Annotated in this window: 11 protein-coding genes; 7 read left to right on the forward strand and 4 right to left on the reverse strand. The window is 66.4% G+C overall.

Annotation, left to right across the window (positions count from 1 at the left end; genetic code table 11):
- Nucleotides 1–7 precede the first annotated feature (7 nt).
- Both BCEP18194_RS20175 and BCEP18194_RS20180 read left to right on the forward strand, forming a co-directional pair.
- Complete coding sequence (locus BCEP18194_RS20175) at nucleotides 8–1,306, forward strand: c-type cytochrome (protein ID WP_011353104.1); 1,299 nt, start codon at nucleotides 8–10, stop codon at nucleotides 1,304–1,306.
- 141 nt (nucleotides 1,307–1,447) lie between these two features.
- A complete protein-coding gene (locus BCEP18194_RS20180; protein ID WP_011353105.1) occupies nucleotides 1,448–2,902 on the forward strand; it encodes a DEAD/DEAH box helicase in 1,455 nt (484 codons plus the stop codon).
- On the opposite strand, the gene BCEP18194_RS20185 is transcribed toward BCEP18194_RS20180, so the two are convergent.
- The 3 genes from BCEP18194_RS20185 to BCEP18194_RS20195 form a co-directional block, all read right to left on the reverse strand.
- Nucleotides 2,896–3,402: a hypothetical protein gene (locus tag BCEP18194_RS20185; protein WP_011353106.1), complete on the reverse strand. Its 507-nt coding sequence runs from the start codon at nucleotides 3,400–3,402 to the stop codon at nucleotides 2,896–2,898. The genes BCEP18194_RS20180 and BCEP18194_RS20185 overlap by 7 nt on opposite strands.
- Before the next feature lie 70 nt (nucleotides 3,403–3,472).
- Entirely contained in the window at nucleotides 3,473–4,300 is an 828-nt protein-coding gene (locus BCEP18194_RS20190) for a ferritin-like domain-containing protein (protein WP_011353107.1), read from the reverse strand.
- Between the two features lie 327 nt (nucleotides 4,301–4,627).
- Nucleotides 4,628–6,268: a gamma-glutamyltransferase family protein gene (locus tag BCEP18194_RS20195; RefSeq protein WP_011353108.1), complete on the reverse strand. Its 1,641-nt coding sequence runs from the start codon at nucleotides 6,266–6,268 to the stop codon at nucleotides 4,628–4,630.
- A gap of 222 nt (nucleotides 6,269–6,490) precedes the next feature.
- Here BCEP18194_RS20195 and BCEP18194_RS20200 point away from each other — a divergent pair, with 222 nt between their 5' ends.
- Together BCEP18194_RS20200 and BCEP18194_RS20205 are read left to right on the forward strand one after the other, a co-directional pair.
- Nucleotides 6,491–7,270: a DeoR/GlpR family DNA-binding transcription regulator gene (locus tag BCEP18194_RS20200; protein WP_006493999.1), complete on the forward strand. Its 780-nt coding sequence runs from the start codon at nucleotides 6,491–6,493 to the stop codon at nucleotides 7,268–7,270.
- A gap of 303 nt (nucleotides 7,271–7,573) precedes the next feature.
- Nucleotides 7,574–7,771, forward strand: coding sequence for a hypothetical protein (locus BCEP18194_RS20205; protein WP_011353109.1), 198 nt, complete (start codon nucleotides 7,574–7,576; stop codon nucleotides 7,769–7,771).
- 93 nt (nucleotides 7,772–7,864) lie between these two features.
- Here the strand turns inward: BCEP18194_RS20205 and BCEP18194_RS20210 are convergent, their stop codons facing one another.
- Nucleotides 7,865–8,233: a hypothetical protein gene (locus BCEP18194_RS20210; RefSeq protein WP_041492947.1), complete on the reverse strand. Its 369-nt coding sequence runs from the start codon at nucleotides 8,231–8,233 to the stop codon at nucleotides 7,865–7,867.
- Between the two features lie 162 nt (nucleotides 8,234–8,395).
- Between BCEP18194_RS20210 and glpD the strand changes: the two genes are divergently transcribed.
- The 3 genes from glpD (at nucleotide 8,396) to BCEP18194_RS20225 (ending at nucleotide 12,326) form a co-directional block, all read left to right on the forward strand.
- The gene (gene glpD / locus BCEP18194_RS20215; RefSeq protein WP_011353111.1) at nucleotides 8,396–9,919 is read left to right on the forward strand and encodes a glycerol-3-phosphate dehydrogenase; all 1,524 of its coding nucleotides are present in this window, start codon (nucleotides 8,396–8,398) and stop codon (nucleotides 9,917–9,919) included.
- Between the two features lie 106 nt (nucleotides 9,920–10,025).
- Nucleotides 10,026–11,528: a glycerol kinase GlpK gene (gene glpK, locus BCEP18194_RS20220; RefSeq protein ID WP_041492948.1), complete on the forward strand. Its 1,503-nt coding sequence runs from the start codon at nucleotides 10,026–10,028 to the stop codon at nucleotides 11,526–11,528.
- 81 nt (nucleotides 11,529–11,609) lie between these two features.
- Complete coding sequence (locus BCEP18194_RS20225) at nucleotides 11,610–12,326, forward strand: MIP/aquaporin family protein (RefSeq protein ID WP_011353113.1); 717 nt, start codon at nucleotides 11,610–11,612, stop codon at nucleotides 12,324–12,326.
- The last annotated feature ends 98 nt before the right edge of the window (nucleotides 12,327–12,424 follow it).

A 12,424-nucleotide genomic window follows, 5' to 3' on the forward strand; every position in this document is an offset into this window, starting at 1 on the left:
AGACACAATGAAACGCAAGTCCCTGTTTGCACTCTCGGCCGTCGCGATCGTCGCGGCTGCCGCCCTCGTGCCGGTCCTGTGGCCGGGCAACGACACGCTGCACGGCGCCTCCGCTGTTGCGGCCACGCCGGCCGACCAGGCCGCGCTGATCAAGAAGGGCGAATACCTCGCGCGCGTCGGCGACTGTATCGCGTGCCACACCGTGCGCGGCGGCAAGTCGTTCGCGGGCGGCCTGCCGATGGCAACGCCGTTCGGCACGATGTACACGCCGAACATCACGCCGGACGACAAGGACGGCATCGGCAAGTGGACGTCGGACGACTTCTACCGCGCGATGCACACCGGCCGTTCGAAGGACGGCAGCCTGCTGTACCCGGGCTTCCCGTTCGCGAGCTACACGAAGGTCACGCGTTCGGATTCGGACGCGATCTACGCGTACCTGCGCTCGGTCGCGCCGGTATCGGTGCCGAGCCGTCCGCATGAACTGAAGTTCCCGTTCAACAACCGCAACCTGCTGATCGGCTGGCGCACGCTGTTCTTCAAGGAAGGCGAGTACAAGCCGGATCCGACCAAGTCGGTCGAATGGAACCGCGGCGCGTACCTCGTCGAAGGCCTCGGCCACTGCTCGATGTGCCACACGTCGATCAACATGATGGGCGGCCCGGTGACGGGCTCGGCGTTCGCCGGCGGCCTGATCCCGCTGCAGAACTGGTATGCGCCGTCGCTGACGAACGACAAGGAACTCGGCCTCGGCGACTGGCACGTGCAGGAGCTGTCCGACCTGCTGCAAGCCGGCGTATCGAACAAGGGCGCGGTGTTCGGCCCGATGGCCGACGTCGTGCACAACAGCCTGCAGTACATGACCGACGAAGATACGCGTGCGATGTCGACGTACCTGAAGTCGATCCCGCAGAAGGCTGAAGCGCCGAAGAACATGCAGTACGAGCCGTCGAAGCAGTTCGGCAACGCGCTGTTCGACCAGGGCAAGAAGATCTACGCGGACAACTGCGCGACCTGCCACGCCGAAAACGGCGCAGGCAAGCCGCCGTCGTATCCGCCGCTCGCGGGCAACCACTCGATCATGATGGAATCGGCAGTCAACCCGATCCGCATGGTGCTGAACGGTGGCTATCCGCCGAGCACGTTCAAGAATCCGCGTCCTTACGGGATGCCGCCGTTCGCACAGTCGCTGTCGAACCAGGAAGTGGCGGCGGTCGTCACGTATATCCGGATGTCGTGGGGCAACAACGGTACGCCGATCTCGCCGCAACAGGTGAGCGACCTGCGTTCCGCGCCGCTCGACTAAGAAGCGGCTGACACAAACGGGGCGCGGCTGCGGGAAACCGCGGCCGCGCCCTTTTGCATTTTGCATTTTGCATTTTGCGATGTCACCTCCCGCGCGGGCCGCGCGAGACGTCGCCGATCATAAAACTGAAGAGTGGTATCTATGTCTTTCGAATCTCTCGGCTTGGCCGAACCGCTGGTCAAGGCGGTCAACGAGCTCGGCTACACGTCGCCGACTCCGATCCAGCAGCAGGCGATCCCGGCCGTCCTCGGCGGCGGCGACCTGCTCGCCGGCGCGCAGACGGGCACCGGCAAGACCGCCGGCTTCACGCTGCCGATCCTGCAACGCCTGCATACGTTCTACGCGGACAATCGCGGCGCGAAGCGCGCGGTGCGTGCGCTGATCCTCACGCCGACGCGCGAACTCGCCGCCCAGGTCGAGGAAAGCGTCCGTGCGTACAGCAAGTACCTGAAGCTGCGCTCGACCGTGATGTTCGGCGGCGTCAGCATCAATCCGCAGATCGATGCGCTCAAGCGCGGCGTCGACATCGTCGTCGCGACGCCGGGCCGCCTGCTCGATCACATGCAGCAGAAGACGATCGACCTGTCGAATCTCGACATCCTCGTGCTCGACGAAGCCGACCGGATGCTCGACATGGGCTTCATCCACGACATCAAGCGCGTGCTCGCGAAGCTGCCGCCGCAGCGCCAGAACCTGCTGTTCTCGGCCACCTTCTCCGACGAGATCAAGGCGCTCGCCGACAGCCTGCTCGACTCGCCCGCGCTGATCGAGGTCGCACGCCGCAACACGACCGCCGAAAGCGTCGCGCAGAAGATTCACCCGGTCGACCGCGACCGCAAGCGCGAACTGCTCACGCACCTGATCCGCGAACACAACTGGTTCCAGGTGCTCGTGTTCACCCGCACGAAGCACGGCGCGAACCGGCTTGCCGAGCAGCTGACGAAGGACGGCATCAGCGCGATGGCGATCCACGGCAACAAGAGCCAGTCGGCCCGTACGCGCGCGCTGGCCGAGTTCAAGAACAGCACGCTGCAGGTGCTCGTCGCAACCGATATCGCCGCGCGCGGGATCGACATCGACCAGCTGCCGCACGTCGTCAACTTCGACCTGCCGAACGTGCCGGAAGACTACGTGCACCGGATCGGCCGCACGGGCCGCGCGGGTGCGACCGGCGAAGCCGTGTCGCTCGTGTGCGTCGACGAAAAGCAGCTGCTGCGCGACATCGAGCGGCTGATCAAGCGCGAGATTCCGCAGGAAGTGATCGCGGGCTTCGAACCCGATCCGCACGCGAAGCCGGAGCCGATCCAGCAGCGCCGCGGGCAGCAGCAGCCGCGCAGCGGTGGCGGTGGCGGCGGCAATCGCCAGCCGCGCGCAGGCGGCTCAGGCCAGCCGGCCGCGAAACGCGACGGCAATGCGCAACCGAAGGCTTCGCCGCAGAAGGCCGCGAAGCCGCGCGCGCAAGGGCAAGGCCAAGGCGGCGCCGGCGGCAGCGGCGGGCGTCCGGCCGGTGGCGGCAACAGCGCCCGCCCGGCGAACGGCAATGCCGCGCACCCGAACCGCAACCGTTCGTCGCGCAGCGGCCAGCGCGGTCACTGAAGCCGTGCGGCTGCGCGCCGCAGGTGCTCGACCTGGCGTTGCCAGCGTGCGAGCACCGCGGCGCGCTCCCCTTCCAGCGTGAACGTGACGCCTGTCGCGAGACGCGCATAGCCGACCCGCTGCGCATCGCCGTGCGCGATCGTCGCAGCGAATCCGGCCAGTCCGCCGAAGTCTCCTTCGAGCGGCGCCATCCTCAATTGCGCCTGAAAGAACGCGCCGTCCGCGACGAGCGTCAACGCGGCCGACCGCCGTTGCGCGATCGCGCGCGCCGCACGCGATTGCGGCCAGAGCGCCAGCAGCAGCGTGCGCGCATCGTGTGCGTAGATCTCGCCGACGCCGAGCAGCGTCGTGCGCAACTGGCCGTCGTCGGTTGCGACGATCAGCGATGCGGCGAAGTCGGCATGACGTTCGAGCGCCGTGCCGTCGAACAACGAAACGACGGCCGGCGGCCACGCATCGAACGTCCATTGTTCGAGCGCGTGGCGATGGGTATCGGTCATGATGGCGTGGCCCCGGTGGAAAGCGGATGAAGATGCCGCAGCATACGCGCGCCGGGCCGCGCCGCGGCGATCAGCGCAGGAACACGTGCCGCGTGATCTTGGTGAGCGGATAGTGGACGCCCGGCTGGATCTTCGCGGGCAGGTCGAGCGGCTTGAGCAGCATCTTCACGCACATGTCGGCCGACAGGTTGCGCCGCACGAGCGTGCTGATGCGCGCGGCGCGCTCGCGGTTGTACTGGCTGTCGCCGACACGATCCGGATAGCGGACCGCGAACACGTGGCGCAGCGCGATCTCGGAATCCTCGTTCTTGATTTCCATCACGCGGCGCGCCAGCGCGCCGAGCACCGCGAGCCGGCCATTGCCTTCGAGCTGGTTGTACTTCTTGAAGAACTTGAAGAAGTGCTTGTAGTGGCGCACTTCGTCCGTGCGGATGTTGTCGGTGATTTCCTTCAGCACGGGCTCGTCCGAGCACTCGTTGATCGCGCGATAGAGCGTGGCCGTGCCCGTCTCGACGACGCAGCGCGCGACCATCTCGAGCGCGCGGGTCTTCTCGAACGCCTCGACCTTGCAGGTCTTCGAATACTCGGCGAAGAAATTCGCGAACGCGGTATCCCAGTCGAACTCCGGCCACACGTGCGCGATGTACGCCTTCAACGCACGCCCGTGCTGCAATTCTTCGTGCTCCCATGCATTGTTGAGCCATGCGGAGACTTCCGGATCGTCGTTGAAGAACTGGCTCAGATTGCTCGTGTAGAGATCCGAGCCGCTTTCGATGAACGACGACGCGCACAGCAGCAACAACAGATCCTCGTTCGCGGCGGCACGTTGACGATCGATCCGGTTCAGGTCGATGTCCTCGATTCGCCACGGCATCACATGCGTCGTTTTGGTGTCCATGGTGGTGCGCTCCCAGTCGTCGCGCGGGGGCCGGCCCATGCCTTCGGCACAGGCGCCAACCGTCCCGCAGGCGGCGTTTTACTTGCGTTTATAGTGGATTGGTCCGGCCGAACCATGCTGGCATCTTAGCCGGACTTTGATGTTCGTGCTCCAGAGCACTGACCATACCGGACGAGCGCAGTTCCACGGCGTCTGTTGCCGTTCGTTAGACGAGTCCTTCAAACCGCTTGCGCCCGCTCGGCGATACGGGCTGCCGCAAACGAAACGGGCGGCCATCCGGCCGCCCGCGAAGCGCACGACATGCCGGCGAAAGCCGGCAGCAATCCATCAGAAACCGGCCGCCAGACCGTCGCGCCGGCTGTCGCTCGCGGCCACGTAGCCACGCTCGCGATCGTCGCGGTCGAGACGCCAGATGAACTGCCCCGAACCGAAATCCATGTAAGGATCGTCGATCGACTTGATCGTATGGCCACGTGCGGTCAGCGCATCGACAGTCGCGCGATTCATCGTTGCCTCGACGTCGAGCGTGAAGTCGCGGTTGACCTTCCAGCGCGGCGCATCGCAGGCAGCCTGCGGTTGTTGCCCGTAGCCAAGCATCCGCACGACAGTCTGCAGGTGGCCTTGCGGCTGCATGTCGCCACCCATCACGCCGAAGCTCATCACGGCCTCGGTGCGACCGTCGACCTCCTCGGTGACGAACGCCGGGATGATCGTGTGGAACGGCCGCTTGCCGCCCGCGACGACGTTCGGCGAAGCCGGATCCATCGAGAAGCCGTGCCCGCGATTCTGCAGCGCGATGCCGGTGCCGGGCACCACGAGCCCCGAGCCGAAGCCCATGTAGTTCGACTGGATGAAGCTCACCATCATCCCGCGCTCGTCGGCCGCCGACAGGTAGACCGTGCCGCCCGAATGCGGCCGGCCGGCGCCGAAATGCGTCGCGCGCGCGGGATCGATCAGCTTCGCGCGTTCGGCGAGATACGCATCGTCGAGCATCTGTTCAGGGGTGACCTCCATCGCGCGCGGATCGGCGACGTAGCGATAGACATCGGCGAACGCGAGCTTCATCGCCTCGATCTGCAGATGCTGCGAGTCGACCGAATCGACTGGCCATTCGGTCAGGCCCGCGTGCTCGGCGATGCCGAGCGCGATCAGCGCCGCGATGCCCTGCCCGTTCGGCGGAATCTCGTGGATCGTGTGACGGCCGAAGCGCTTGCCGATCGGCTCGACCCATTCCGGCCGGTAAGCATGCAGGTCGGCCGCGGTCAGCGCGCCGCCGCCTTCGCGGGAGAACGCGGCGATGCGCTCGGCGAGCACGCCCTCGTAGAACGCGCGGGCGCCTTCCTTCTGCAGCGTGCGCAGCGTCTGCGCATGGCCCGGCAGGCACACGCGCTCGCCCACCTGCGGTGCGCGGCCGTGCGGCATGAAGGTATCCGCGAAACCCGGCAGCCCCTTGAGTTCCGGCACCGCGGCCGCCCACTTGTGCGCGACGATCGGCGGCACCGCATAGCCGCGCTCCGCGATCTCGATCGCCGGCTCGAGCAGGTCCGCGAACGGCAGCGAACCGAACTTCGCATGCAGCGCTTCCCAGCCCGCGATCACGCCCGGCACGGTGACGGTATCCCAGCCGCGCGTCGGCTTGTTCGCGATGCCGTTGCCCGCCTCGCCGTGGCGCTTGCGGAAATAGTCGACGTTCCACGCGGCCGGCCCGACGCCCGACGCGTTCAGCCCGGACAATCGCTCACCGTCCCACACGAGCGCGAACGCGTCGCCGCCGAGCCCGCACGATACGGGCTCGACGACCGTGAGCGCGGCGGCAGCGGCCAGCGCCGCGTCGACCGCGTTGCCGCCCTTCCACAGCATCCGCAGCCCGGCCTGCGCAGCGAGCGGGTGCGACGTCGACACGACGTTGCGTGCAAACACCGGAATGCGGGTCGTCGGATACGGGTTGTGCCAGTTGAAGCCAGTCATCGATTCCACCTCGTCGAAAGCTGAATGAACGCGCCGGACGCGCGCCCGCGTGCGCGGGCAATCCGCCATTGCAGCGCGATCGGCACAATCGCACAAATTCATTTATCACATGAATCAATGCTATTTCTGCATGAATGCCGGGCGACCGTGCGGGCCGGGCCGGCCTAACGTCGTTGCCGCCCTTACAATACTCGCTCCGTCTCACGACACGACCATCGAGCCATGACCCGAGATCCCCGCCTCACCCTCAACGCGCGCCAGCAGGAACTGCTCGAATGGGTGCAGCGCGACGGCTTCGTGACCGTCGACGATCTCGCCGCGCATTTCGCGGTGACGCCGCAGACGATCCGGCGCGACGTGAACTGGCTCGCCGACCTGAACCTGCTGCGCCGCTACCACGGCGGCGCGAGCCTGCCGACCAGCTCGGAGAACGTGTCGTACACGGCCCGACAGCGGATGTTCCACGACGAGAAGCGGCGCATCGCGGCGCTCGCGGCATCGCACATTCCCGACCAGGCGTCGCTGTTCATCAACCTCGGCACGACCACCGAGGAAGTCGCCCGCGCGCTGAACCGCCACCACGGGCTGCACGTGATCACGAACAACCTGAACGTCGCGTCGATGATGAGCGGCTACCCCGACTGCGAGGTGCTGATCACCGGCGGCATCGTGCGGCCGTGGGACAAGGGGATCGTCGGCGAACTCGCGATCGACTTCATCCGCCAGTTCAAGGTCGACTACGCGATCATCGGCACGTCGGCGATCGAGGCCGACGGCACGCTGCGCGACTTCGACACGCGCGAAGTGCGCGTGGCCGAGGCGATCATGCAGCATGCGCGCACCGTCTATCTCGTGACCGACCATTCGAAGGTCGGCCGCCCCGCGCTGGTGCGCCAGGGCCACCTGAGCCAGGTACACGCGCTCTTCACCGACAAGCCGCTGCCGCCCGAGATGGCCGACACCGTCGCGGCCGCCGGCACCCAGGTGTACGTCGCGGAGTGATCGCGCCGATGCTGCACCGCACCTGAAACTTCAAGTGAAATCAAGAAGTTGGCGCTGCAAGCGAACCGCTTGCGCGTGGCCCGGCTGTCAAAGGGAAAATTAACGGGGCACGATTTGTCGTTGCCTGCGCGCTCGACTAGACTCCAGTTCCCCGGCCCGTTCCGCCGTTCCGCCTGTGCCAGGGCGCGGACGAATGACATGGCCGGCGAATGCAGCTTTTCCCCCCAAGCCATACCCCGACGGGTATCGCGCGTCGGCTTTTGCGCCGGGCGCGCGGGCTGACTGGTCGCCATGGAGAGAACGATGCTGAGTCCGCATGAATTCGCCACGCTATTGCTTGTGAAGGACGCTCCCGATCAAACCCACATGGATCGGGACGAGATCGACGCACTGCTCGAACAGCAGCTCGTTCGCCTGGAAGGACTCGGATCGGGGCGCAAATACTGCGTGACCGAGACCGGCGACGCCGCGCTGCGATCCATCAAATACCGCTATTCGTAAAACCACACCGCTCGTGACCTGACCGCGCCGCCCGCATGCCGGGCCGCGCGGCCATTCCCGTTTCCCGCTCGCCGCAGCCTTCCTCAGCCTGCCTCAGCCGCCGCGCAGCGTCGGATCGACCGCCGCCCGCCAGCTGATGGCCTGTGCGCGCGCACCGTTGAAATACGCGATCCAGCCGGCACGCGTCGCCGCGTCAGGCGCCGCATAGTGCGTCGAAAGTTCGTTTACGAACGCACAATAGTTCGCTTCGGTCAGCCCGCGATACCGTTTCGCGACGTACGCGTCATACAGCGTCGAGTAGACCGGCTGCGCGTCCGCGCCCCAATCCCGTGCCGTGCCGCCGCACGACGTCTGCAGGTCGACGAACGACGGCGTGCGCCAGTTGCCGACGAGCGGCGGCATGCCGGCCGTGCATCCCGCCAGAAGGACGGCACACACGCCGGCCCACATCCCAATACGCATGATTCACCTCGTGAAACGGTCGATTCCGCCAGTATCGTCCGGGATCGCGCCGCGCGCTACTGGCCCCGCTTTATCGAACTTTACTTTTTCGATTTCGTTCGTTAAATTTCGAATTCGAACATTTTCTGTTCAACCATTTCCATCAGACGATAAGGACAGCAGGTGACCCAACCGAATCGCTACGATCTGCTCGTCGTCGGCGGCGGCATCAACGGCGCGGGCATCGCGCGCGATGCGGCCGGCCGCGGCCTGTCGGTCATGCTCTGCGAGCAGGACGATCTCGCGTCGCACACGTCGTCGTCCAGCACGAAGCTGATTCACGGCGGCCTGCGTTACCTCGAGTACAACGAGTTCGGGCTCGTGCGCAAGGCGCTGCAGGAGCGCGAAACGCTGCTGCGCGCGGCGCCGCACATCATGTGGCCGCTGCGCTTTGTCATGCCGCACATGCCGAACCTGCGTCCGGCCTGGCTGATCCGCATCGGCCTGTTCCTTTACGATCACCTCGCAAAACGCGAGCTGCTGCCCGGCTCGCGCGGCATCGACATGCGCCGCCATGCGGCCGGCGCGCCGCTGATCGATTCGATCAAGCGCGGCTTCGTGTATTCGGACGGCTGGGTCGACGACGCGCGCCTCGTCGTGCTGAACGCGATGGATGCGAAGGAGCGCGGCGCGGAGATCCTGACGCGCACGAAGCTGGTGTCCGCCGAACGCCGCGGCGACGAATGGGAAGCGCGGCTGCAGCACGCCGACGGTTCGATCCGCGTCGTGCATGCGCGCGCGATCGCGAACGCGGCCGGCCCGTGGGTCGGCGAAGTGCTGAAAGGCGCGCTCGGCCGCGGTGCGCACCACAGCGTGCGGCTCGTGAAGGGCAGCCACATCATCACGCGCCGCCTGTTCGATCACGACCACGCGTACATCTTCCAGAACCCGGACAAGCGGATCATCTTCGCGATTCCGTACGAACACGATTTCACGCTGATCGGCACGACCGACGTCGAATACACGAACGATCCCGCGAAGGTCGCGATCGATCGCGACGAGACACAGTACCTGTGCGATTCGATTAACCGCTACTTCAAGCGCAAGATCTCGCCGGCCGACGTGCACTGGACCTACTCGGGCGTGCGCCCGCTGCTGGAAGACGAAAACGCCGCGAACGCATCGGCCGTCACGCGCGACTACCGCCTCGAGCTGGACGACGGCGCGGGCGCCCCGCTGCTGTCGGTGTTCGGCGGCAAGATCACGACGTTCCGCAAGCTCGCGGAAGAAGCCGGCGACATGCTGTGCAGCGTGCTCGGCCGCGACGCGAAAACCTGGACGGCCGGCGTCGCGCTGCCGGGCGGCGACATCGCGAACGCGAAGTTCGACGCATTCGCCGATACGTTCGCCAAACGCCATGCGTGGCTGCCCGCTGCGCTCGCCCGCCGCTATGCACGTGCCTACGGCACGCGCGCGGAGCGCGTGATCGACGGCGCGAAGTCGCTCGCCGAGCTCGGCACCGAAGTCGCACCGGGCATCTACGACGCCGAACTGCGCTACCTGCGCGACGCCGAATGGGCGACCCGCGCGCAGGACGTGCTGTGGCGCCGCTCGAAGCTCGGCCTGCACGTGGCACCCGGCACACTCGACGCGGTGACCGCCGCGGTCGATGCGTGGTTCGCCGCCGCGCACGCGCCGCAGGCCTGATCCGAATGCAGTTGCAGTTGCCGTACCGACGTTGACTCACCGACGCGCCGCCCAACATGCGGCGCGCATCACAACTAAGCCAAATCCACGGATGGAGATGAGAGACATGCAGGATCAGTACATCCTCGCGCTTGACCAGGGCACCACGAGTTCCCGCGCGATGCTGTTCGATCGCCAGGGCAATATCGTTTCGATCGCCCAGAAGGAATTCGAGCAGATCTACCCGCAACCCGGCTGGGTCGAGCACGATCCGCAGGAAATCTGGTCGACGCAAGCCGGCGTCGCCGCCGAAGCCGTCACGCGCACGGGCCTGAACGGCACGTCGATCGCCGCGATCGGCATCACCAACCAGCGTGAAACCACGATCGTCTGGGATCGCGAGACGGGCCAGCCCGTCTACAACGCGATCGTCTGGCAGGATCGCCGCACGGCCGACTTCTGCGATTCGCTGAAAGCACAGGGCTTCGAGGCGAAGGTGCGTGCGAAGACCGGCCTGCCGATCGATTCGTACTTCTCAGGGACCAAGATCCGCTGGATTCTCGACAACGTGCCGGGCGCACGCGAGAAGGCGAAGCAGGGCAAGCTCGCGTTCGGCACCGTCGACAGCTGGCTCGTGTGGAACTTCACGAAGCACGAACTGCACGTGACCGACGTGACGAACGCGTCGCGTACGATGCTGTTCAACATCCACACGCGCGAGTGGGACAACGAACTGCTCGACATGCTCGACATCCCGCGCAGCATGCTGCCGGAAGTGAAGGCGTCGTCGGAAATCTACGGCCATACGAAGACCACCGTGTTCGCGTCGAAGATCCCGCTCGCGGGTATCGCGGGCGACCAGCAGGCGGCGCTGTTCGGCCAGATGTGCACGCAGTCCGGCATGGTGAAGAACACCTACGGTACCGGCTGCTTCCTGATGATGAACACCGGCGACAAGCCGATCGAATCGAAGAACAACCTCGTCACGACGATCGCGTGGCAGATCGGCGACAACGTGCAGTACGCGCTGGAAGGCAGCATCTTCATCGCGGGCGCGGTGGTGCAGTGGCTGCGCGACGGCGTCGGCATCATCAAGTCGGCCGCCGAGATCGAAGCGCTCGCCGCAAGCGTGCCGCACACCGACGGCGTCTACCTGGTGCCCGCCTTCGCCGGCCTCGGCGCACCGCACTGGAACGCGCGGGCGCGCGGCTCGGTGTTCGGCGTCACGCGCGGCACAACCTCCGCGCACCTCGCACGCGCGGCGCTCGATTCGATCGCGTACCAGTCGCTCGACGTGCTGGCCGCGATGGAAGCCGATTCGGGCATCAGCATCGGCGAGCTGCGCGTCGACGGCGGCGCGAGCGCGAACGACCTGCTGATGCAGTTCCAGGCGGACCTGCTCGGCGTTGACGCGGTGCGTCCGCAGATCACCGAGACGACCGCGCTCGGCGCGGCCTACCTCGCGGGCCTCGCGATCGGCTACTGGAAGAGCCTCGACGACGTGCGCGACCAGTGGCAGCTCGATCGCCGCTTCTCGCCGTCGATGCCGAAGGAGCACGTCGAACGCTGCATGTCGGGCTGGCAGCGTGCGGTGCGTGCCGCGAAGGCATGGGCCGACGACGCCCAGTAATCCTCACACACTTAAACGAAATACAACAACACCGGCGGACCGCGCCACGCGCGAGTCCGCGATGACATACGAGAGACAACCATGTCACCTTATATTGCAGAGTTCATCGGCACAGCGATCCTCGTGCTGCTCGGCAACGGCGCGGTCGCAAACGTGCTGCTTGCAAAGACCAAGGGCAAAGGCGCGGACCTGATCGTGATCGTGATGGGCTGGGCGATGGCCGTATTCGTCGCCGTCTACGTGACCGCATCGTTCAGCGGCGCGCACCTGAACCCGATCGTCACCATCAGTCTCGCGCTCGCGGGCAAGTTCGCGTGGTCGAAAGTCGGCGGCTACATCCTCGCGCAGATGCTCGGCGGGATGGCGGGCGCGTTGCTCGTGTGGCTCGCCTATCGCCAGCACTTTGCGAAGGAAGCCGATGCGGACCTGAAGCTCGCGGTGTTCTGCACGGCGCCCGCGATCCGCAGCGTCACGCACAACGTGCTGACCGAAGCGATCTGCACGTTCGTGCTGATCCTCGGCGTGCTGTACCTCGCATCGCCGCAGGTCGGCCTCGGCGCACTCGACGCACTGCCCGTCGGCCTGCTCGTGCTCGGCATCGGCATCTCGCTGGGCGGCCCCACCGGCTATGCGATGAGCCCCGCACGCGACCTGTCGCCGCGCATCATGCACGCGCTGCTGCCGATCCCCGGCAAGCGCGACAGCGACTGGCGCTATGCCTGGGTGCCCGTCGTCGGCCCGCTGCTGGGCGGCGCCGCAGCGGCCGGCCTGTACCTGCGTCTGCACGCAATGGCCTGAACGCGGGCCTGTGACGAAGCGCGTGGCAATCGACCCACGCGCGCTTCGGGAACAGGCTCTTTCGCCTGACCGCCGGCATAGCGGCATAGCGGCATAGC

The sequence above is a fragment of the Burkholderia lata genome, from assembly GCF_000012945.1.
Lineage (GTDB): Bacteria > Pseudomonadota > Gammaproteobacteria > Burkholderiales > Burkholderiaceae > Burkholderia > Burkholderia lata.

Bases quoted from the DNA above. Each gene is read 5' to 3' on its own strand.
- BCEP18194_RS20175 (WP_011353104.1), top strand. From the start codon at position 8: ATGAAACGCAAGTCCCTGTTTGCACTCTCGGCCGTCGCGATCGTCGCG.
- BCEP18194_RS20180 (WP_011353105.1), top strand. From the start codon at position 1,448: ATGTCTTTCGAATCTCTCGGCTTGGCCGAACCGCTGGTCAAGGCGGTC.
- BCEP18194_RS20185 (WP_011353106.1), bottom strand. From the start codon at position 3,402: ATGACCGATACCCATCGCCACGCGCTCGAACAATGGACGTTCGATGCG.
- BCEP18194_RS20190 (WP_011353107.1), bottom strand. From the start codon at position 4,300: ATGGACACCAAAACGACGCATGTGATGCCGTGGCGAATCGAGGACATC.
- BCEP18194_RS20195 (WP_011353108.1), bottom strand. From the start codon at position 6,268: ATGACTGGCTTCAACTGGCACAACCCGTATCCGACGACCCGCATTCCG.
- BCEP18194_RS20200 (WP_006493999.1), top strand. From the start codon at position 6,491: ATGACCCGAGATCCCCGCCTCACCCTCAACGCGCGCCAGCAGGAACTG.
- BCEP18194_RS20205 (WP_011353109.1), top strand. From the start codon at position 7,574: ATGCTGAGTCCGCATGAATTCGCCACGCTATTGCTTGTGAAGGACGCT.
- BCEP18194_RS20210 (WP_041492947.1), bottom strand. From the start codon at position 8,233: ATGCGTATTGGGATGTGGGCCGGCGTGTGTGCCGTCCTTCTGGCGGGA.
- glpK (WP_041492948.1), top strand. From the start codon at position 10,026: ATGCAGGATCAGTACATCCTCGCGCTTGACCAGGGCACCACGAGTTCC.
- BCEP18194_RS20225 (WP_011353113.1), top strand. From the start codon at position 11,610: ATGTCACCTTATATTGCAGAGTTCATCGGCACAGCGATCCTCGTGCTG.